This window comes from Nocardia amamiensis, assembly GCF_015477605.1.
GTDB lineage: Bacteria > Actinomycetota > Actinomycetes > Mycobacteriales > Mycobacteriaceae > Nocardia > Nocardia amamiensis_A.
Genome location: NZ_JADLQX010000028.1, coordinates 42254 through 59954 on the forward strand (window position 1 = coordinate 42254; position 17701 = coordinate 59954).

General features: G+C 67.9%; 16 protein-coding genes and 1 pseudogene. 12 read left to right on the forward strand and 5 right to left on the reverse strand.

Annotated elements, in window-relative coordinates; translation table 11 throughout:
• Nucleotides 1-38 precede the first annotated feature (38 nt).
• Nucleotides 39-521, reverse strand: coding sequence for a phosphatase PAP2 family protein (locus tag IU459_RS28925; RefSeq protein ID WP_228838676.1), 483 nt, complete (start codon nt 519-521; stop codon nt 39-41).
• A 545-nt stretch (nt 522-1066) separates the two neighbouring features.
• On the opposite strand from IU459_RS28925, the pseudogene IU459_RS28930 reads away from it, so the two are divergent.
• From IU459_RS28930 to IU459_RS28955, 6 genes and pseudogenes are all read left to right on the forward strand, one after another.
• Nucleotides 1067-1732 (forward strand): annotated as a pseudogene (locus IU459_RS28930) (DUF4389 domain-containing protein); the annotation flags it as partial.
• Nucleotides 1729-2538 carry a hypothetical protein gene (locus IU459_RS28935; RefSeq protein WP_228838677.1) on the forward strand — a complete coding sequence of 270 codons (810 nt, stop codon included), beginning with the start codon at nt 1729-1731 and terminating at the stop codon, nt 2536-2538. The pseudogene IU459_RS28930 and the gene IU459_RS28935, both read left to right, overlap by 4 nt.
• Nucleotides 2539-3034: 496 nt before the next feature.
• Nucleotides 3035-3682 carry a response regulator transcription factor gene (locus tag IU459_RS28940; protein ID WP_195132748.1) on the forward strand — a complete coding sequence of 216 codons (648 nt, stop codon included), beginning with the start codon at nt 3035-3037 and terminating at the stop codon, nt 3680-3682.
• Nucleotides 3683-3927: 245 nt separating this feature from the next.
• Nucleotides 3928-4836, forward strand: a complete 909-nt coding sequence (locus tag IU459_RS28945; protein WP_195132749.1) for a universal stress protein — start codon at nt 3928-3930, stop codon at nt 4834-4836.
• Between the two features lie 194 nt (nt 4837-5030).
• Nucleotides 5031-5783, forward strand: coding sequence for an SDR family NAD(P)-dependent oxidoreductase (locus tag IU459_RS28950; RefSeq protein WP_195132750.1), 753 nt, complete (start codon nt 5031-5033; stop codon nt 5781-5783).
• A 141-nt stretch (nt 5784-5924) separates the two neighbouring features.
• A complete protein-coding gene (locus IU459_RS28955; protein WP_195132751.1) occupies nt 5925-6824 on the forward strand; it encodes a universal stress protein in 900 nt (299 codons plus the stop codon).
• 128 nt (nt 6825-6952) lie between these two features.
• Here IU459_RS28955 and ppsA read toward each other — a convergent pair whose 3' ends face one another.
• Nucleotides 6953-9259 carry a phosphoenolpyruvate synthase gene (ppsA, locus tag IU459_RS28960; RefSeq protein WP_195132752.1) on the reverse strand — a complete coding sequence of 769 codons (2307 nt, stop codon included), beginning with the start codon at nt 9257-9259 and terminating at the stop codon, nt 6953-6955.
• Nucleotides 9260-9560: 301 nt separating this feature from the next.
• On the opposite strand from ppsA, the gene IU459_RS28965 reads away from it, so the two are divergent.
• A complete protein-coding gene (locus IU459_RS28965; RefSeq protein ID WP_324199071.1) occupies nt 9561-10955 on the forward strand; it encodes a wax ester/triacylglycerol synthase family O-acyltransferase in 1395 nt (464 codons plus the stop codon).
• A gap of 251 nt (nt 10956-11206) precedes the next feature.
• Here the strand turns inward: IU459_RS28965 and IU459_RS28970 are convergent, their stop codons facing one another.
• Nucleotides 11207-11824: a mycothiol-dependent nitroreductase Rv2466c family protein gene (locus tag IU459_RS28970; protein WP_195132754.1), complete on the reverse strand. Its 618-nt coding sequence runs from the start codon at nt 11822-11824 to the stop codon at nt 11207-11209.
• A gap of 191 nt (nt 11825-12015) precedes the next feature.
• Between IU459_RS28970 and IU459_RS28975 the strand changes: the two genes are divergently transcribed.
• From IU459_RS28975 to IU459_RS28995, 5 genes are all read left to right on the forward strand, one after another.
• Complete coding sequence (locus tag IU459_RS28975) at nt 12016-14163, forward strand: MMPL family transporter (RefSeq protein WP_195132755.1); 2148 nt, start codon at nt 12016-12018, stop codon at nt 14161-14163.
• Nucleotides 14164-14235: 72 nt separating this feature from the next.
• The gene (locus tag IU459_RS28980) at nt 14236-14505 is read left to right on the forward strand and encodes a metal-sensitive transcriptional regulator (protein ID WP_195132756.1); all 270 of its coding nucleotides are present in this window, start codon (nt 14236-14238) and stop codon (nt 14503-14505) included.
• A 47-nt stretch (nt 14506-14552) separates the two neighbouring features.
• Entirely contained in the window at nt 14553-14798 is a 246-nt protein-coding gene (locus tag IU459_RS28985; protein ID WP_195132757.1) for a YgaP family membrane protein, read from the forward strand.
• A 38-nt stretch (nt 14799-14836) separates the two neighbouring features.
• Nucleotides 14837-15250: a DUF302 domain-containing protein gene (locus IU459_RS28990; RefSeq protein WP_195132758.1), complete on the forward strand. Its 414-nt coding sequence runs from the start codon at nt 14837-14839 to the stop codon at nt 15248-15250.
• Between the two features lie 91 nt (nt 15251-15341).
• The gene (locus tag IU459_RS28995) at nt 15342-15557 is read left to right on the forward strand and encodes a hypothetical protein (RefSeq protein WP_195132759.1); all 216 of its coding nucleotides are present in this window, start codon (nt 15342-15344) and stop codon (nt 15555-15557) included.
• Nucleotides 15558-15679: 122 nt separating this feature from the next.
• On the opposite strand, the gene IU459_RS29000 is transcribed toward IU459_RS28995, so the two are convergent.
• On the reverse strand, nt 15680-16861 hold the full coding sequence (locus IU459_RS29000; RefSeq protein WP_195132760.1) for a site-2 protease family protein: 1182 nt from the start codon (nt 16859-16861) through the stop codon (nt 15680-15682).
• Nucleotides 16862-17015: 154 nt separating this feature from the next.
• Nucleotides 17016-17699 carry a DUF2267 domain-containing protein gene (locus IU459_RS29005; protein ID WP_195132761.1) on the reverse strand — a complete coding sequence of 228 codons (684 nt, stop codon included), beginning with the start codon at nt 17697-17699 and terminating at the stop codon, nt 17016-17018.
• Nucleotides 17700-17701 lie beyond the last annotated feature (2 nt).

Here is a 17701-nt window from a genome sequence, read left to right on the forward strand (position 1 = left end):
GCGGACGAAGTGCCCGCGATGATCCGACACCGCCTCGTTCACTGCGGATTACGCACGCCCACAATCAAATTGATCAGTGCGCCGACGGCGATACCGGCGGCGGCACCGCCCACCACGTCCAGCGGGGTATGCGCACCGAGATAGATTCGTGCGCCGGCGGCCAGGATCGCGATAGCCAGTGCCACAGCCCGCTGGCCGCCGCTCGAATATGGGATCAACAGCGTCGCCATCCCGAACAGCAGCAGCGCGTGACCGGACGGGAACGCCAGGCCCGCGGTCGGCACATCGCGCAGGACCGCGTCCGGCATGATGGCTCCGGGCCGTCCATGCACGACGATCGACTTCAGGATGTCGCGCTCGACCAGCAATTTCGCCGGTATCAACAACAGCAGCCCGGACGCGAGACGAAATCTGCCCGCCCACAGCGTGATTGCCGCGACGACGGCCGGAGCACCGAGTACTCCGGTCAGCTGGATCAGCCACAGAGGCCGAAAGAGTCCGTCGGGCAGTGTGTTGATCATTCGGAACAGTGTGTGATCGGCACGCTCGACGACCCCTGAGCCGCACGCCCACGCGGCGGCCGCGGACACCGCCACACCGGAGACCGCGAGCTGGAGGTCCGCAACGCGTCGCCGCACCGGGCTTGCCACGGTGGTCGCCGCACTGTGGTCAGGTCTGCCGCAGGGGAACCGCAATCCGGTCCGACCACGCCGATGGCCGGCACGGAATGAATAGCGCATGATCGACTCCGGCTGTCATCTGACTGGTCTTGTCTCGAAGTGTCAACCGTCACCGTGCGCGTGATACCGGCGATAGGGGCATTGGGCTCCGATGCCGAGGTCCTCGGTCGGCGCCCGGCACAGCGACACCCGGCTCCGACGACGGGCTGGTCACCGATGTCGGACACCAGCCAAAGGTCCTGGATGCGCGGACCTTCCGGCCCTCCGCGCCGGCTCCCGGGTGATTCATCCTGAATTCCAAGACGGTGACCATATCTCGTCGCATCAGGCGGCGATCGGAGGCATACCGTCCAAGAGGAGCACCCATCATGAATCCCGAAAACGCATCCGTCTATCCGGTGAGCCTGCGCGGTGATCTGGACGAACCGCTGTCGCGCTGGTTGTGGCTGGTGAAATGGATACTGGCGATACCGCACTACGTTGTCCTGTTTTTCCTGTGGATCGCGTTCGCGGTTCTCACCGTGGCCGCTGGATTCGCGATCCTGTTCACCGGCCGCTATCCGCGAGCGATCTTCGACTTCAACGTCGGGGTGATCAGGTGGTCGTGGCGGGTGCAGTTCTATTCGTTCGCGGCGCTGGGCACCGACCGGTATCCGCCGTTCACCCTGGGCCCGACCGACTATCCCGCCGATTTCCAGGTCGACTACCCCGACCGCCTGTCCCGTGGGCTGGTGCTGGTGAAATGGTGGCTGCTGGCCATACCGCACTACCTGGTCGTTTCCGCGATGTCCAGCGGCGCTGTCGTCCTCGGTGGCGACAACGACAGCGGTGGCGGCATCACCTCGGTGCCGCTGCTGGGCGTGCTCGTGCTCATCGCCGCGGTCGCGTTGCTGTTCACCGCTCGCTACCCGCGTCGTCTGTTCGACTTCGTTCTCGGCATCAACCGCTGGATTTATCGCGTCCTTGCCTACGCGGCGCTGATGCGCGACGAGTACCCGCCATTTCGCCTCGACCAAGGCCCACGTGAGCCCGCCGCGGAGCCGCGGCCATGACGACGAGATCGACCTCTGTCCAGCGGCGTTCGGTGATCGCGGTAGCGCTGGCCGCGGTAACCGTGTCGGTCGCCGCGGCTGCGTCGCTGTTCAAGGTCACCCGCGGCGGCGATGATGAACAGTCTCCGCCGCCGATGCTGTCTTCGGCATCGGCTGTGCCGACTGTTACGAACTCACGGCAGGAGCACACCTCGCCGGAGCCATACCAGTTCGATTACCAGCCGCTGTGGCCGTACGCCAGCGCGGCGGACGCGGCGGCTGCCCAGCGGGCTCTGCGCGAAGGGCATCAGCCGTGGCGGCTGGACGCGGGCACGGTCGCGCAGATGTTCACCAGGGATTACCTCGGCTTCGCGGGGGTCGACAAGGTCGTGGACGTCGTCACGCAAGGCGAGCACGCCCGAGTGAGTGTGGGTTTCGACCATCCAAAGGGCGCGCCGGCCACCGCCGCGGTGGTGCATCTGGTGCGGTTCGGCGTCGGTGATGATGCGCCGTGGGAGGTGGTCGGCACCGACGACAGCACGCTCACACTGACCGCCCCGAGCTACGGGTCGGCAGTGCGATCACCGCTGCTGGCCGGCGGCCGGATCTCGGGAGTCGACGAAAGCCTGCGTGTACAAGTCCGGCAGATCGATCGGACGCGGCCGGTCGGCGAAGCGCCCCCCATTCCGGCGGGCGGCACAGATACTCCTTGGACGGCGACCATCCCCTTCACCGCCGCCTGCCCCGGCACGCTCACTGTCGTGGTTTCAACGGGTGGCCACGTCGCGGAGGTGGAGCGTTTCGCGATCACCGGCTTGCATTGCTAGATCACCTGCGCATCGTGCGGGTCCCTGAGCCTCGGCGAATCCCATCGAACGGTTGTGGTCGCCCGAAGCGGCAGGCCGATCGTCGGCCAGTCGAGAGCGGATTGGTCCGGGAACCTCTTTCGGCCGCAATCCGGAGCTGCGGCGAATAAGTGTCTCGGTGACCCCGAGGGCGGTCCCGGTGAACCGGCCCTGGTCATGCGCCGAATGCCCGTCGGCGCTGCTGCGAGCACGGCAGGCGTCAGCGACACGACCTGTCGCGGACCGGACTTCGATGCCGAGGGGCACCGTCGGTGCGCTGCGCCAGCGGCGGACATCCGGAGCTGGCCGGGCGGATGCTGTTGCTCGTCGGCACCTGGCCGCAGCATGCCGTCAGTTGGACAACGCCGTATTCGCCGGGCGGTCAAGGGACTTTGGTCACCAGTCAGGGGTCCAACTCCGGCCTGCCCCGGCGAATACGCCCGTACGCTGAGGGCATGTGTGACGGAGGTGCATCGGCATGACCAAGGTGTTCCTGGTGGACGACCACCACATCGTGCGGCGCGGCGTGGCTGACCTGATCGACGCCGAGACCGACATGGAGGTCATCGGTGAAGCGGGCAGCGTATCCCAGGCGCTGGCGCGTATTCCCGCGCTGCGACCCGACGTCGCGGTGCTGGACGTGCGGCTGCCCGACGGCAACGGCATCGAACTGTGCCGGGAGCTGCTGAACCAGCAGCTCGGATTGCGCTGCCTGATCCTCACCTCGTTCACCGACGAGCAGGCCATGCTCGACGCGATTCTGGCCGGCGCCAGCGGCTACGTGGTGAAGGACATCGGGACGACCGACCTCGTCGACGCTATCCGTGACGTCGGCTCGGGCAAATCACTGCTGGACAATCGGGCCGCAGCGGCCTTGATGGCGAAGTTGCGCGACGAGGCCGAGGCCAAGACGGGACCGCTGGCCGCGCTCACCGACCAGGAACGCGTTCTGCTGGGGCTGCTCGGTGAGGGGCTGACGAACCGGCAGATCGCACAGCGGATGTTCTTGGCGGAGAAGACGGTGAAGAACTACGTGTCCCGGCTGCTGACCAAGCTCGGTGTGGAACGGCGCACCCAAGCCGCGGTGCTGGCATCCAAACTGAACCCGTCCACGAACAGAGATTGAGCCCGCGACGTGCGCGTGCCGGGCGGCCCGCCCACCGATGGGTACGGTCCCGGCGATGACCTGACATGGGTGCTGCCTGGGCGGCCCGCACGACTGCGCTGGTCCGCGCCATGGTTGTAAGCGAAATACCATGAGACGAAGGTGCTTTGGGCCCGCTGGTTCGGGACCAACGACCGGCGCGTGCACGAGGCCGGAATTCCTAACCTACGGATAGCCGAAATCACCGGATCCGAAGGGACCAGCTCATGTCCGCCCAGCCCACTGTCAACCCCCACCAGCTGGCCTCGGCTCCTGTCGTGATCGGTGTCGATGGTTCCGAAAGCTCCGATTTGGCCGTCTACTGGGCTGCCGAGACCGCGGCGCGCCGACGCCGCACGTTGCGCATCGTGCACGGACTTGATCTCGCCGCGGCACAGGCGGTCTTCGGCATGTACGACCTGATGGTGCCCGCCGTTGCCCAGACGTTGCGGGAAGAAGGCGCCGCCCAGCTGGCGACCGCGGCCCGGTTGGCCCGCCGGATCGACCCTGAGCTGCGCGTGGAAACCGAGCTGTCGCCGTGCCATCCGGCCAGGCTGCTGATCGAGCGATCGCAGTCCGCGCATCTGATCGTGCTGGGCGCCGGGCGGGGCGGCGAAATCGCCCACATCGGGTCGACACTGCTCGCGGTGACCGCGCACGGCCACGGCGACATCGTGGTCGTCCACGACACGGGCAGTGAGCAGCGGACCCGGAGTACCGGCCCCGTCGTGGTCGGCGTCGATGGCAGCCGAGTCAGCGAGGTCGCGGTCGCCGCGGCTTTCAACGAAGCAAGCGTCCGCGACACAACGCTTGTCGCGGTACACGCCGCCACCGACTTCCATCCACATGCCGGGGTCACCAGCCTCCTCCCGGCCCGCGAGTTCGAAAACGCGGCACAGCAGATGCTCGCCGAACAACTGGCCGGGTGGCAGGAGAAGTACCCTGATGTACAGGTGACCCGCAAGGTGGCTGTGGCGTCGCCGCGTAATCTGCTCACCGCGTGGTCGAAGTCCGCGCAGCTGCTCGTGGTCGGCAGCCGCGGCCGCGGCGGATTCCGCGGCCTGCTGCTCGGTTCCACCAGCAATTTCCTTGTCCAGCACGCCCATTGCCCGGTCATGGTCGCCCACGAGAACTAGTTCTCGCGGGTCCTGACGTGGTGGCCCCGTGATCGCGATTTCGGTGCTGCTGTGCACGGTGATGCCCGCCCGCGTGGGCTGATCGTGGCCGGAGGGCCCCGCATTCGGTGACCTTCGGCCGTCATCTACGCCGCCGGATCGCGCCATGCTGAATCACGAAATAGACGGCCCGAGCCGGCTGAAAGGTGATCATCATGACCGAACTCGAAGGAAGAAGCGCGGTTGTCACCGGCGGGGCGCGCGGTATCGGCGCCGCCGTAGTAGCCGCCTTGGCGAAGGAGCACATATCCGTTGTGATCGGCGATCTGCTCGAGCCCGAGGGCACCGCACTGGCCGATTCGCTGGGAGCCGGCGCGCTCTTCCGCCGGCTCGACGTGACCGACGAGGCCGGATGGCGCGCGGTACTCGACGACGCCGAGGCGGAGTTCGGGCCGCTGGCGGTGTTGATCAACAACGCGGGCATAGTCGATTTCGGTGGCATCGAGTCAGAATCGCCGGCGATGTTCCGGCATGTCGTCGACGTCAACCTCTACGGCGCCTGGCTCGGCATGCATCTGGCGGCGCCGCGGTTGCGGGCCGCGGGCGGCGGGGTGATCGTCAACATCTCCTCTACCGCCGGACTGATCGGCTACGCGGGTGTCGGTGGCTACGTGGCGAGCAAATGGGGTCTGCGGGGTTTGACGAAGGCCGCCGCCCTGGAACTCGGACCCGCGAACGTGCGGGTGTGCTCGATACATCCGGGCCCTATCCACACCCCAATGACCGAGCAGATGGACGAATCCGTCGCCGCAGCCCAACCGCTGGCCCGATTCGGTGAACCCGAAGAGGTCGCGGCGATGGTGCGGTTCCTGGTCACCGAGGCGACCTACTCGACAGGCTCGGAATTCGTGCTCGACGGCGGCGCCACCGCCGGTCAGGTTGTCGGCCTGCCGGGCGAAACCCGATAACAGGCGAGCGATGTCTCTGGGGCTGCCCACCGACTGGGTGCTCGGCTGGATTCGCAGCGCTGGCTGGAGCTCGAGTGGCGGCGGATGAGCAGGCCGATCGGCAAGGCACGGAGTGACGGATCTGGAACCGAGGAGAGCACTATGACCGAGAACACGACCGCATCGGGCGGGCAGGCGGATGCGCCCATCTTGGCCGCCGCCGACGGTTCGGCCACCTCGTACCACGCGGTGGCGTGGGCCGCCGTGGACGCGGCTGTACATCGTTGCCGGCTGCACATCGTCACCTCTGTCGCGATCCCGACCGGCGTCGGTCCCGGTCCCGCGCTGACTGAGCGCGATGTGGCGTGGATGCGCACGGAAGGGGAGCGGGTGCTCACCGAGGCCGCCCGAGTGGCCCGGACGGCGGCGGCCGGCGAGGCGTTGGCCATCAGCACCGAATTGATCGTCGAGCCGGTCATTCCGTATCTGATCGACCGCTCACGGCAGGCCAGGATGCTGGTCGTCGGCAGCCGGGGGCTCGGAGCGTTTCGCCGCGAGCTGCTCGGCTCGGTGAGCACGGCGGTCACCCGGCACGCGCACTGCCCGGTCGCGGTCGTGCACTCGACTTCGGCGACCGACGCCTTTTCTTCGGGCAAGCCGGTCCTGGTCGGGGTCGACGGTACGGCAAACAGTGTGCCCGCCATCGAACTCGCCTACGAGGAGGCTTCGCGGCGCAAAGTCGGACTGACCGCGCTGCATGCGTGGAGCGATACCAGCAGTGTCGACCTTCGGCTCGACTGGGATGCCGTGCGGGAGCAGGAAGACGAGTTGCTCGCGGAGCGGCTGGCCGGCTTCGGAGAACGATATCCCGACGTGCGGGTACGGCGTGTCCTGATGCGCGACAGGCCCGTTCGCTCGCTGCTCGATGAATCCGATGATGCCCAGATGCTCGTGGTGGGCAGCCACGGGCGCGGCGGGTTCACCGGCATGCTGCTCGGTTCCACCAGCGCCGCGCTGTTGCATGCGGTGGAGTGCCCGATGATCGTCGTGCGGGAGCGTTGAGCGCTGTCGGCGCGCCGCGACCCGGCCGGAGTGGCGTCGCGCGGGCGGCCGGTGTCGCCGATCACGGCTCCCGCACCGTGCTGCCCGTCCGACTCCGCCCCTCACGTCTCGGCGTGGGTGCTTCGGGTTCAGGGGGCGCGGGTTCCGGAGCCGAGCGCCTGCTCGAGCAGCACTCGCCGCTCGGCCGCGGCTATCGCACGGCGCGCGGCGGGTACGGCGTCGGGTGTCACGGATATCGATGTGATCCCCATCCGCACCAGGTGTTCGGCGAATTCAGGCCGTGTGGAGGGTGCCTGTCCGCAGAGTGACGACGTGATCCGGAGCCGGCGCGCTGTCGCGACGATCTGTCCGATGGCATCCAGTACGGCGGCATCGGATTCGTCGAAGAGTTCCGCGCAGCTCTCGGAGTCGCGATCGACGCCGAGCATCAGCTGGGTCAGGTCGTTGCTGCCGATGGAGACACCGTCGATGCCCAATCCCACATATTCGGGTAGCCAGTGCACCACCGAAGGCACCTCGGCCATTACCCAGCGATGCAGTCCGCGCTGGGAGCCCAGCGGGCTCATGTCGACGAACTCCAGGCAGGTTTCCAGTTCCCACCGGGTGCGCACGAACGGAATCATCAAGTGCAGGTTCGGGGTTCGCTCCCGCACGAGCGCCAGCGCGGTGAGCTCCAAATCGAACACCTCGGGTTCGCGGATGTAGCGGTAGCAGCCGCGGTAACCGATCATCGGGTTTCGTTCGTCCGGTTCGTAGCGCGTCCCGCCGACGAGGTCGCGGAATTCGTTGCTGCGCAGGTCGGTTGCCCGGTAGACGACCGGCCGCGGCGCGAACGCGGTAGTGATCCGGTGCAGTGACTTGGTCATCCGCTCGACGAAGAAGTCTTGTTCACCGCGGGCGATCAGATCCCGGGGGTGGCGGCCGTCGAGCGCCTGCGTGATCAGTGTCTCCGCCCGCAGCAATCCGACTCCGTCCACATCGGTGGCCGCGACTCGTTCGGCCACCTCGGGCAACGCCAGGTTGACGTAGATGCGTGTCGCCGTTGTTTCCGGAGCGGCGACCGAGGCCACCGGCCGTGGCGCGGCCTGCACCGATTCCGATCGCCCTGCGCGGATCTGGCCGGCCGAGCCGTCGACGGTGACCACCGCCCCCTCGGTGAGCGTGGTGGTCGCGGTACGCGTGCCGACCACGCAGGGGATGCCGAGTTCCCTGGCAACGATCGCGGCATGACAGGTCATTCCGCCGCTGTCGGTGACCACGGCCGCCGCGCGTGAGAGGGTGGGCAGCCAGTCGGGATTGGTCATCGCGGCGACCAGCACCTCACCGACCCGCAATGCGGAGCCCTCTGCCGGTGCGTGCAGGATACGCACCGCGCCGCTGGCCTGGCCAGGGGCGGCCGCCAGCCCGCGCAGCAGCACCTGCGCTGCAACCGGCTCCGGCGCAGGATGTTTCGCGTCGGCCTGACCGGCGAGCGTGGTGATCGGCCGGGCCTGCACCAGCCACAGGCGCTCGTCGTCGAACGCCCACTCGATATCCTGCGGCCGACCGCCATGCAACTGCTGAACCTGCAGAGCCGTCTGCGCTACCGCCACGGCTTCGTCTTCGCTGAGCACCTCTGTGGCGGCCGCGTCGTCGGTGAGCTCCACCCGCTGATCGCCATCGGGCCCGGCCACGATGGCGAAACTCTGCTGTCCGGGCCGGACGGCGATCAGTGCGGGGCCTTTGGTGTCGAGCATGTAGGTGTCGGGTTCGGTGGCACCGGACACCACGACCTCCCCCTGGCCGCGAGCCGCCTCGATCACCACCCGGTCCCGGCGGCCGCTCGCCGGATCGGCGGTGAACGCCACGCCTGATCTCCGGGCGGCCACCATGCGCTGCACGACCACCGCGATGTCCGGCCGGTCATGCATTCCGCGGCGGGCGCGGTAGGTGAGTACTCGGGGCGTGAACAGGGACGCCCAGCAATCGACGACGGCGTCGATCAGCCGCTCGTCGCCACGGATATTGGTGCGTGTCAGGTTCATTCCCGCAAAGGAGGCGGTCGCGCTGTCTTCGCCGACCGCGGAGGAGCGGACCGCGACCGGAACCATATCGCCCAGCCGGTGATAAGCGGCCACCGCAGCGTCGCGCACCCCTGCCGCGATCGGGGACTGGTGCACGAGCTTGCGCATATGTGCGCACAGTTCGTCCAGTCGCTGCTCGTCCGAGCGAGCGCCGCCAGAGGCGACCTTCAGTGCCTCGCTGTGCAGCGCGTCGAGTTCCGCGCCGTGCGGGCCATGGATGACCACGTCCTCATAGGAGGATTTGAGGATCACGTACCCGGGCGGCACCGGCAGGCGAGCCGCCACCAATTCACCGAGATTCGCTCCCTTACCCCCGGCCCGGTCGGAATCGGCCAAGCGCAGGTCACCGAGGTCGGCCACGTAGTCACCCATAACGGCTCCGATCCGTCGCACATCGAACATCGCGTGCTGTCAGCCTCGCGCAGCGAGGATGGCGTCCACCACGGCCGAAGGTCCCAACGTTGGCCGCGTAGGGCCCCTGGCAGTGCTCGCGGTCGAGCTGGCCGACCCCACCGCACCAGCGGCGGCGCCATGTCGGCGACTTCGCGCGGAATCCGCCCGACATGTCGCCGAGCACTGCGGCAGTCTCGGCGACCGCGGTGTGACGACAGTCATGCGAAGCGATTACCTTCGCATCTCACGGTGCCGGGCCGCGATGGGCACGATGGGATCCGTGGCAGTGTCAGCTCCCCAGCCGACAGAGGAATTACGGCCCCTTGATTCGGGCTTCATCGAACTGGAGGACGCCGATCGGCATATCAGTCTCGGTATCGCCGCGGTGGCGCTCCTTTCCGGTGTGCCTCCGAGCCGAGATGAGATCGCCCACGCGCTGACCAGGGGATTGCTACGCAACGCAAGGCTCCGCCAGAAGGTGCGGCGGGCACCGCTCGACCTGGCCACGCCGGTCTGGGAGAACGACCCGCATTTCGACCTTGCCCACCACATACGGTGGACCGCGCTACCGGAGCCGGGCGATGAGCAGGCTTTGTGCGAGCTGGTCGCGACCGAGCTGGGGGAGCGGCTCGACCGCGACCACCCGCTGTGGCAGTGCATCGTCGTCGAACATCTTGCAGGCGACCGCTGGGCGCTGATCGTCAAAGCGCATCACAGCCTGGTCGACGGCGTGTCGGGGATCTCGCTGTTCGAGCATCTCTGTGATCCGGTTCCGGGTGAGGCGGAGCACCGTGCCACACCCGAGCCAGAAGGCTGGACCCCGGCACGGTTCCTCAGGTTGGCTCGCGGGGCAGTGCGGATGCCCGTCGTTGTGCCGCGGTCCGTGATCGGCGCGGTGCGCGGTCTGGCTCCGGTAGCCGTCGCCGCGATCATGCCGGCCGCGGGCTCCTCGCTCAACGGCCCGATCGGACAGCAGCGCCGCTACGTCGTCGCTCGGGCCCCGCTGTCGGATGTCCGTGAGATCTGTGCGGCATTCGGGGTCACCGTCAATGATGTCGTGCTGAGCGCTGTCGCCGCCGCCTACCGGGACCTGCTGGTCGGTCGGCAGGAGCGGCTGACCGCCGACAAGCTGCGGATTCTCGTTCCGGTTTCGATGCGGACCACGGAGGCGAAATACACTCTCGACAATCGTGTTTCGGCGATGCTGCCGTTCCTGCCGATCGACGTGGCCGATCCGGTCGAGCGGCTGAGCGCAATTCACGAGCGTATGACGAAACACAAGTCCAGAGGTGAAGCGCGGGCGGAGAGCTCGGTGCTCGCGCTGGCAGGACGGCTGCCTTTCGCACCCGTGGCGTGGACCCTTCGGCTCGCCGCACGATTTCCCCAGCGCAGCATCAGCGCACTCGCCACGAACGTGCCCGGACCGCGCCACGAATTGAGGGTGTGCGGCCGCAAGGTCGTCGAGCTGCTGCCGGCCGTCCCGATCGCCATGCGGTTGCGAACCGCGATCGCGATCCTCAGCTACACCGACCACCTGACGTTCGGCATCACCGGCGACTACGACACCGCACCGGATATCGGCGTGATCGCCGACGGCATAAGGCAGGAGATCCAACGCCTGCAGGAGCACGCCAGGATTCGGCGCTTGCCGCGGCCGGATGTCGCCGGACAATAAGCCCTACAGCCGCGTGGGGTACATCTCCGGCGTGGCTCCAGAGATCCAGCGGCGCCCGGCTGTGGCCGTCTCCCAGAATCACGCTCGCCATCGCCGGCGGGGGGACGTTGTGCTGGCCGGGTCGGTACGGGTGGTGTCGTGTCCGGGGCACCATTGGTGTGGCGCGGTAACGGCGCGGACGGCGTCGATGTGGGCGCCACAGCCGGCCCAGGTGGTTTTGCCGCAGCCGCGGCACGGTACGGGATAGCACATCAGCGATCGTCCTCGGGAGCCGTGAAGGCGGGTGGGCCCTGGTAGGGGCGGTGCAGGGCGGCGAATCCAGGGGTGGCCGCGGCGGTGAGCAGCGCGTGCAGCAGGTCGGCCGCGCGACTCGGGTGTGGGGGTGCGGTGAGCACGGGACCGGAGAAGCCGCGGCCGTCGACGGCGATGATCGGGCTGCCTCCGCGCCCGCCGAGCGCGGTCTGACTGGCGCGGTGGGCGATAGCGACCGCGGCGTCGTAGTCTGCGTCGTCGAGCGCGGCAGTGAGGGCTGGGTCGAGGCCGGTCGCGGAGAGCGCGGCCGCGACGGCCGCGTCGTCGTCGGTGTGCGGCCCGCGTGGGTGCAGTCGGGTCCCCAGCGCCAGGTAGAGCGGCGTGAACGCGTCGCGCCCGTGGCGCTTGCCAGTGGCGGCGAACACACGCCCGATGCGTCGTGAGCGCGTGATCATCGGTTGGTGGTCGGCGTCGACGGTCTGGCCGTCGTTGAGTACTGCCAGGCTCATCTGCCTGAGAGTGACGGTGTGTTGTTCGCCCGCGCTGTCGAGCAGCCATCGCGCGCTCACCCACGCGAACGGACATATCGGATCCACGTACAGATCAATCTCGGCCACCGGTGTTCCTCCTTCATAGCGTTCGTCCGCAGCGCCTATCCGCCGGGCTCGGGGAAGGGGGTATGTGTGGCGCACCACCGTGCGCTGCATATACCCCAGGGGGTATCGTCACCAACAAATGATACCCCCTGGGGTATGGAAGGAGATGGCGTGGAGTCGACGACAAGCCTGGCGGACGCGGAGGTGCGGCAATGACGGAGACGATGACCAGGCAAAAGAGCACAGAGACGGTGGCGGGTGGCCCGCTGGCGCGGCTGGGAGCGGCGATGGCCGGGCACACCCGCTGGGTGTTCGGCGTGTGGCTGGTGGTGCTGGTCGCGCTCGGCGCGGCCGCGCCGAGTGTGTTCACCTCGCTGGCCGGGGCCGGGTGGCAGGCCAACGGGTCGGAGTCTGTGCGGACGCGGGAACTTGCCCAGCAGCACTTCGGCGGGAACTCTTCGGCCGCAGTCCAAGTCGTGGTGCATTCCGATACCGCGACCGTGGACAGCCCCGCGATGCAGGCGGCGATCGGGAAAGTCGACGCGGTATTCGCCGGTGACGACCGGTTCGGCGCGGTCGTCGCACCGCAGCCGGGGATGACGATCAGCCCCGACGGACACACCGGCATCGTGATCGCCGGTGCGAACGCGTCGACCGACGACATGGTCAAGGCCGTCGACGACTACAAGGACGCCTTGACCGCGTTGTCGGGCGACGGGATCGAGGTCTATCCGACCGGCGCGTCGGCACTGTGGAGCGACTTCAACGCCGCCAACCACGACGCGATGATCAAAGCCGAGTTGTTCTCCTGGCCGGTGACTTTGGCGATCATGGTGCTGGCGTTCGGATCCCTGGTCGCGGCCGGGCTGCCGCTACTGCTGACCGTCGCCGGGCTGGTGGCCTCGGCCGGCGGACTGGTGTTGCTGAACCAGATCACCCCGATCTCGGTGTGGGCGATGAACTTCGCGATGATGTTCGCCCTCGCGCTCGGCATCGACTACGCGCTGTTCCTGGTCGCCAGGTTTCGCGACGCGCTGACCAAGACCGCCGATACCCGCGCGGCGGTGGCCGAGACCATGGACACCGCGGGCAAGGCGGTAGTGCTGTCGGGATTGACGGTGCTGGTCAGCCTATCGGCGGTGCTGTTGGTTCCCGCACCGGCGGTACGCACGATGACCGTCGGCATCATGCTCGCGGTGGGTTTCGTGCTGACCGCCACACTGACACTGCTCCCGGCGGCGCTCGGCGCGCTCGGCGCCAAAGTCAACGCCGGGTCGCTGCCATACGCCAAGCGTCAGCAGCATCGGTCCCCGCGGTTCGCGCGGTGGGGCGAACTGCTGCACACACATCCCTGGCCCTTCGCTCTCGTCGGACTGGCGTTGCTGATCGCGCTGGCGATCCCGGTGCTGGGATTGAAGGTCGCGATGCCCTCGATCCAAGTCGTCCCGGCCGACGCGCCGGTCCGCCACGGCTACGAACTCGTCCAGCGGCAATTGGGTCCGGGCGCCCCGGGGGCCCTGCAGATCATCGCCCCGGACGCCGTGGCGCAGGATGCGGCGCGCCTGGCCGCGGCCACGGACGGGATCGCGATGGTCACTCCCGCCCAGCCCGCGGGCGACGGGTCGGACCTGGTGATGATGCAGGCGCTGCCGCAGGTCGATCCCTCCGACGAACGCATGGGGGCGATCCTGGACCGGCTGCGCGATCGCCTGCCCGCACAGGCTCTCGTCGGTGGCGCGCCCGCGGAGAACCTCGATCTGCAGCAGGCTCTCGACGACTACTTCCCGCTCATCGTCGGCATCATCCTGGTGCTGGGGTTCCTGCTACTGCTCCTCGCGCTGCAAGCACCGCTCATCGCCGCGCTGGGCACCCTGGTCAGTCTGCTGTCGACGGCGGCGGCGTTCGGCATGGCGAAGCTGATCTTCCAGGACGGCCACGGCGCGGGCCTGCTCGGATTCACCCCGCAGGGCTTCCTCGACGGGTGGGGCCCGGTGTTCTTCTTCGCGATGATCTTCGCCATCGCGATGGACTACACGGTGTTCCTACTGGCCACCGCCAAGGAACACTACGAACACTCCGGCGACCCCAAGGTCGCCCACGTCGACGGTCTGGCCCACTCCGGACGGGTGATCTTCGCCGCCGCCGCGGTCATGGTCGCGGTGTTCTTCACCTTCGCCCTGGCCCAGCCACTACCGCCGAAGGAGATGGGCGTCATCCTCGGCGTCGCAGTCCTGCTCGACGCGACTGTGGTTCGACTGGTCCTGCTCCCGGTCACCCTGCGCCTGACCGGGCACTATGCCTGGTGGTCGCCGGCATGGCTGCGCAAGATCCTGCCGACGATCAATTTCGCCCACCACTGACCTAACCCACCCCTTCCCGATATACCCCGTGGGGTATCTTGGGAAGGGGTTCACGACACGAGGAGGCACACCATGGTCGGCGACGACACCGCGATCACCGAAGTACTCAACAGGCTGCGCCGCGCTCACGGCCAGCTCGCCGGCGTCATCGCCATGATCGAACAAGGACGCGACTGCAAAGACGTCGTCACCCAGCTGGCCGCGGTCTCGCGCGCGCTCGACCGCGCCGGATTCAAGATCGTCGCCACCGGACTGCGCGAATGCCTCACCGGCGACACCGCCGACGGCACGAGCCCGATGACCGTGGACGAGCTGGAAAAACTGTTCCTCGCCCTGGCCTGAACGACTTCGCCCGGCCGGCGGGAGCCATCCCACGAACGGAGACTCCAATGACCCACCACGTGCGAAACCGCGCATGGACCATCGCTCGACTGGTGCCACTGCTGGCCGGGACGCTGGTGCTGCTCAGCACCACACTCGCAGTGACCCTGTCGCCGTGGTGGTCGATCCTCGCCGTGCTGGTCGGCGCCAACCTGCTGCTCTACAGCGCAGTCGGCTGGTGCCCGGCGAGCCTGCTGATGGCACGGCTGGGCATCCCGGCGGGCACCATCGCCTGCGCCAATCCGCAGTCCTGACCGACGACCCACCCCGCGCACAGAAAGGCACGAATTTCATGAACCTGGGCTTGTCCACCACACTGCACACCAGCTTCGACGAAGCCGTCGCCCGCACCCGAAACGCGCTGGCGCAGCAGGGCTTCGGCGTCCTCACCGAAATCGACATGCGCGCCACCCTCAAAGCCAAACTCGGCGAGGACATGGAGGATTACCTCATCCTCGGCGCCTGCAACCCACCCCTGGCCCACCAAGCCGTCAGCATCGACCGCCAGATCGGGCTGCTGTTGCCGTGCAATGTCATCGTGCGCCGCGACCCCACCTCCGACACCAGCATCATCGTCGAGGCGATGAACCCCCAACTCATGGTTCAGGTCACCGACGACCCGGCGCTGCAACCCATCGCCGCCCAAGCCGGTGTCAAACTCCAAGCCGCCATCGACTCGCTCGACCACGCCCCCACGCCGCACTGATCCAGTGGCGCTCCGCACCCCTGCGGTGTGGCGCGGCACCAGTGGAAGTGCCCTTGGGACACAAACGACCGGACATGTCCGGGAGTACCTCTTGCTCACCGGTCCGCTGGAAGGGGCGCAGGATCTCGGCGGAGCAAGTGAGGAGTACTTCTTCTTCCCGCAATCGCCGAACATCTTCTGGCCGGACGACCGAGCCTGGTGCGTGGCGACCGACATCGACCTGGACTGGACCTACGTCGGCGGCTCCGAGGAACTGGTCCGCTCGATCGTGGCGGAACCCCGGTTCGAGGCGTTCCGGTTGAGCTGAAGGTCCGCGCCCGCCGATGGCGGACACGGGCCTTCACAGCCCCGTGGGCGAGGTTTCCGGCGTGGCTCCGGAGATCCACTGGCTGACACCGGCTGGTTCGTCCTGGAAGACCGATGCCGACGTCATCGCGTATACCCCTCGTCGGTGGCCGACGAAAGCCGCGGGCCCTCACCGATTCGGAGCGGCAGGCCGAGGGCTGAGCGATCACAGGCGAGGACCAGGTCGGTCGACGTGATCAACCCCGTCAGCTTGCCATCGGCATCGATGACGGCGATCGCATCCAAGTTGGGCCGCAGCACCACCCGTGACGCGACATCGCCCAGCGGCTCGTCTTCCCGGGCGATCGCGCCGGCGGGTAGCGTGCGGGCGGCGCCGCCCACCGTGCTGGTAGTGCGTGCGGGTTCGGCGACTGCGGCGAGATCGGACCAGGCCACGACAGCGATCGGATGACCAGCGTCGTCGACGACCGGGAAGACCCGATGGCCACTGGCCACCGCGTTCGAGTGCAGCAGTTCGGTGATCGACCAGGCTGCCGGGATCGCCATCGGACGGGCAGTCATCACGTCGCGAACTGTGCTGTCGCCCAGCCGATGTCGAAGTCCGGCCACGGTGAGTTCGGCATATGCCGCGGACTGCAGGAACCAGCCGAGCAACATCAGCCACACCCCGCCGAGATGTCCGAACAGGATCAATTCGGCGAGACCGAGCATGAGCAGGAAGGTGCCGAGGAACTGTCCGCTGCGCGCGGCCCAGGTCGCCGCCCGCAACCGGTCGCCGGTGCGCGACCAGATCGCGGCACGCAATACACGGCCACCGTCGAGCGGGGCGCCGGGGAGCAGGTTGAACAACCCCAGCACCGCATTCATGACGGCCAGCCATACCAGCACAGCGGTGATCGGCCCGTCCGGGTCCGCCGCCGCGATGGCAGCGGCCCCGACGAACGCGACGACCGCGATCGCGAGGCTGGTGACCGGTCCGGCCACGGCGATGCGCAGATCGGCCCGCGCGTCGCGCGGCTCGTCGGTCAATTCGGAAACACCACCGAGCAGCCACAGCACGATCCGTTCGACCCGAATCCCATTGCGCCGGGCGACGATCGAATGCGCGAGCTCGTGCGCGAGTAACGCCGCACACAGCGCGATGGCCCCGATGACCGCCGTGGCCCACACGACGGCCGTGGCGGCCGTGCCGGTCAGGTAAGAGCCGAGGATCCAGGTGAACAATCCGACCGTGACCAGCGCCGACCAGTGGGCGCCGATGTGGATTCCGGAGAGCCGGCCGAGCGAAAATGTTTGGCGCATCATCCCATGCCCTTCCGCGTGGCCAGGCCGTCCGGTCTTCTCGATGGTCCATGTTGCTGGGTGGGCCGGGTCGAGCCGTTTATGCGCGTCGTCGCCGGCTCGAGCCCATTGGTGGTGACAGCGAGGGCGGGTACGAACCGCGCTGCGTTTCGGATCGTCACGAGACACCTTTCCGGTGACCGGGCCGATCAGCGGTTGGTGGCCCTGAATCGGTCAGTCCTTCGGCGAGGAGGATCCGATGTGCCTGCTGGGCGGCGGATACCCGCGCCTCGTCATGCGATTGGCCGCCGGCTTGCTTCTCCAGCCCCCGCACGAGTATCCCGACAGCGTCGGACAGTGCACGCAGCCGGTTGTCGAATTCGTCGAAGCGAGACGGTTCCTGCTGGGTGACAAGGTTCGCCTGCAACGTGCCGGCGAGTTCGCTGCCGAGCAGGATGCGCCGCAGATCCTCCGGCAGCAGCGCGAATACATGGTCGAGCTGTCCGGCGGAGAACAAGCCTGCGAGCGTGTCGGTGACCGCACCGGCGAGCGCGGCCGCCTCGTCACGCGAAACGCCCGCCTCCTGGGCGAATTGCGCGAGGAACGAAGGCACATCGTGCGGGGCAGGGACATGGGCGGGAACCCACCCCTCGAAGAAGATGCCGCGCAGCAGTTCGGGAAGCTGGGCGCTCAGATGGGCGGCCGCGTTGACATTGATGCGGTCACGCACCGTGTGCAGCCAGGCGCGCAGCGCGCGGTGTGCGAATGCCCGGTCCTCGGTGGCGAGTCCTTCGGCGATTGCGCGCAGCCACTCGTGTGCGGTGTGAACCGCTGGTGCGAGGGGGTCGCGGTGATAGCTCATGG

What these genes read in the sequence shown, in the direction of transcription:
- IU459_RS28925 (WP_228838676.1), bottom strand. Translation starts at nt 521, where the DNA reads ATGATCAACACACTGCCCGACGGACTCTTTCGGCCTCTGTGGCTGATC.
- IU459_RS28935 (WP_228838677.1), top strand. Translation starts at nt 1,729, where the DNA reads ATGACGACGAGATCGACCTCTGTCCAGCGGCGTTCGGTGATCGCGGTA.
- IU459_RS28940 (WP_195132748.1), top strand. Translation starts at nt 3,035, where the DNA reads ATGACCAAGGTGTTCCTGGTGGACGACCACCACATCGTGCGGCGCGGC.
- IU459_RS28945 (WP_195132749.1), top strand. Translation starts at nt 3,928, where the DNA reads ATGTCCGCCCAGCCCACTGTCAACCCCCACCAGCTGGCCTCGGCTCCT.
- IU459_RS28950 (WP_195132750.1), top strand. Translation starts at nt 5,031, where the DNA reads ATGACCGAACTCGAAGGAAGAAGCGCGGTTGTCACCGGCGGGGCGCGC.
- IU459_RS28955 (WP_195132751.1), top strand. Translation starts at nt 5,925, where the DNA reads ATGACCGAGAACACGACCGCATCGGGCGGGCAGGCGGATGCGCCCATC.
- ppsA (WP_195132752.1), bottom strand. Translation starts at nt 9,259, where the DNA reads ATGGGTGACTACGTGGCCGACCTCGGTGACCTGCGCTTGGCCGATTCC.
- IU459_RS28975 (WP_195132755.1), top strand. Translation starts at nt 12,016, where the DNA reads ATGACGGAGACGATGACCAGGCAAAAGAGCACAGAGACGGTGGCGGGT.
- IU459_RS28980 (WP_195132756.1), top strand. Translation starts at nt 14,236, where the DNA reads ATGGTCGGCGACGACACCGCGATCACCGAAGTACTCAACAGGCTGCGC.
- IU459_RS28985 (WP_195132757.1), top strand. Translation starts at nt 14,553, where the DNA reads ATGACCCACCACGTGCGAAACCGCGCATGGACCATCGCTCGACTGGTG.
- IU459_RS28990 (WP_195132758.1), top strand. Translation starts at nt 14,837, where the DNA reads ATGAACCTGGGCTTGTCCACCACACTGCACACCAGCTTCGACGAAGCC.
- IU459_RS29000 (WP_195132760.1), bottom strand. Translation starts at nt 16,861, where the DNA reads ATGATGCGCCAAACATTTTCGCTCGGCCGGCTCTCCGGAATCCACATC.
- IU459_RS29005 (WP_195132761.1), bottom strand. Translation starts at nt 17,699, where the DNA reads ATGAGCTATCACCGCGACCCCCTCGCACCAGCGGTTCACACCGCACAC.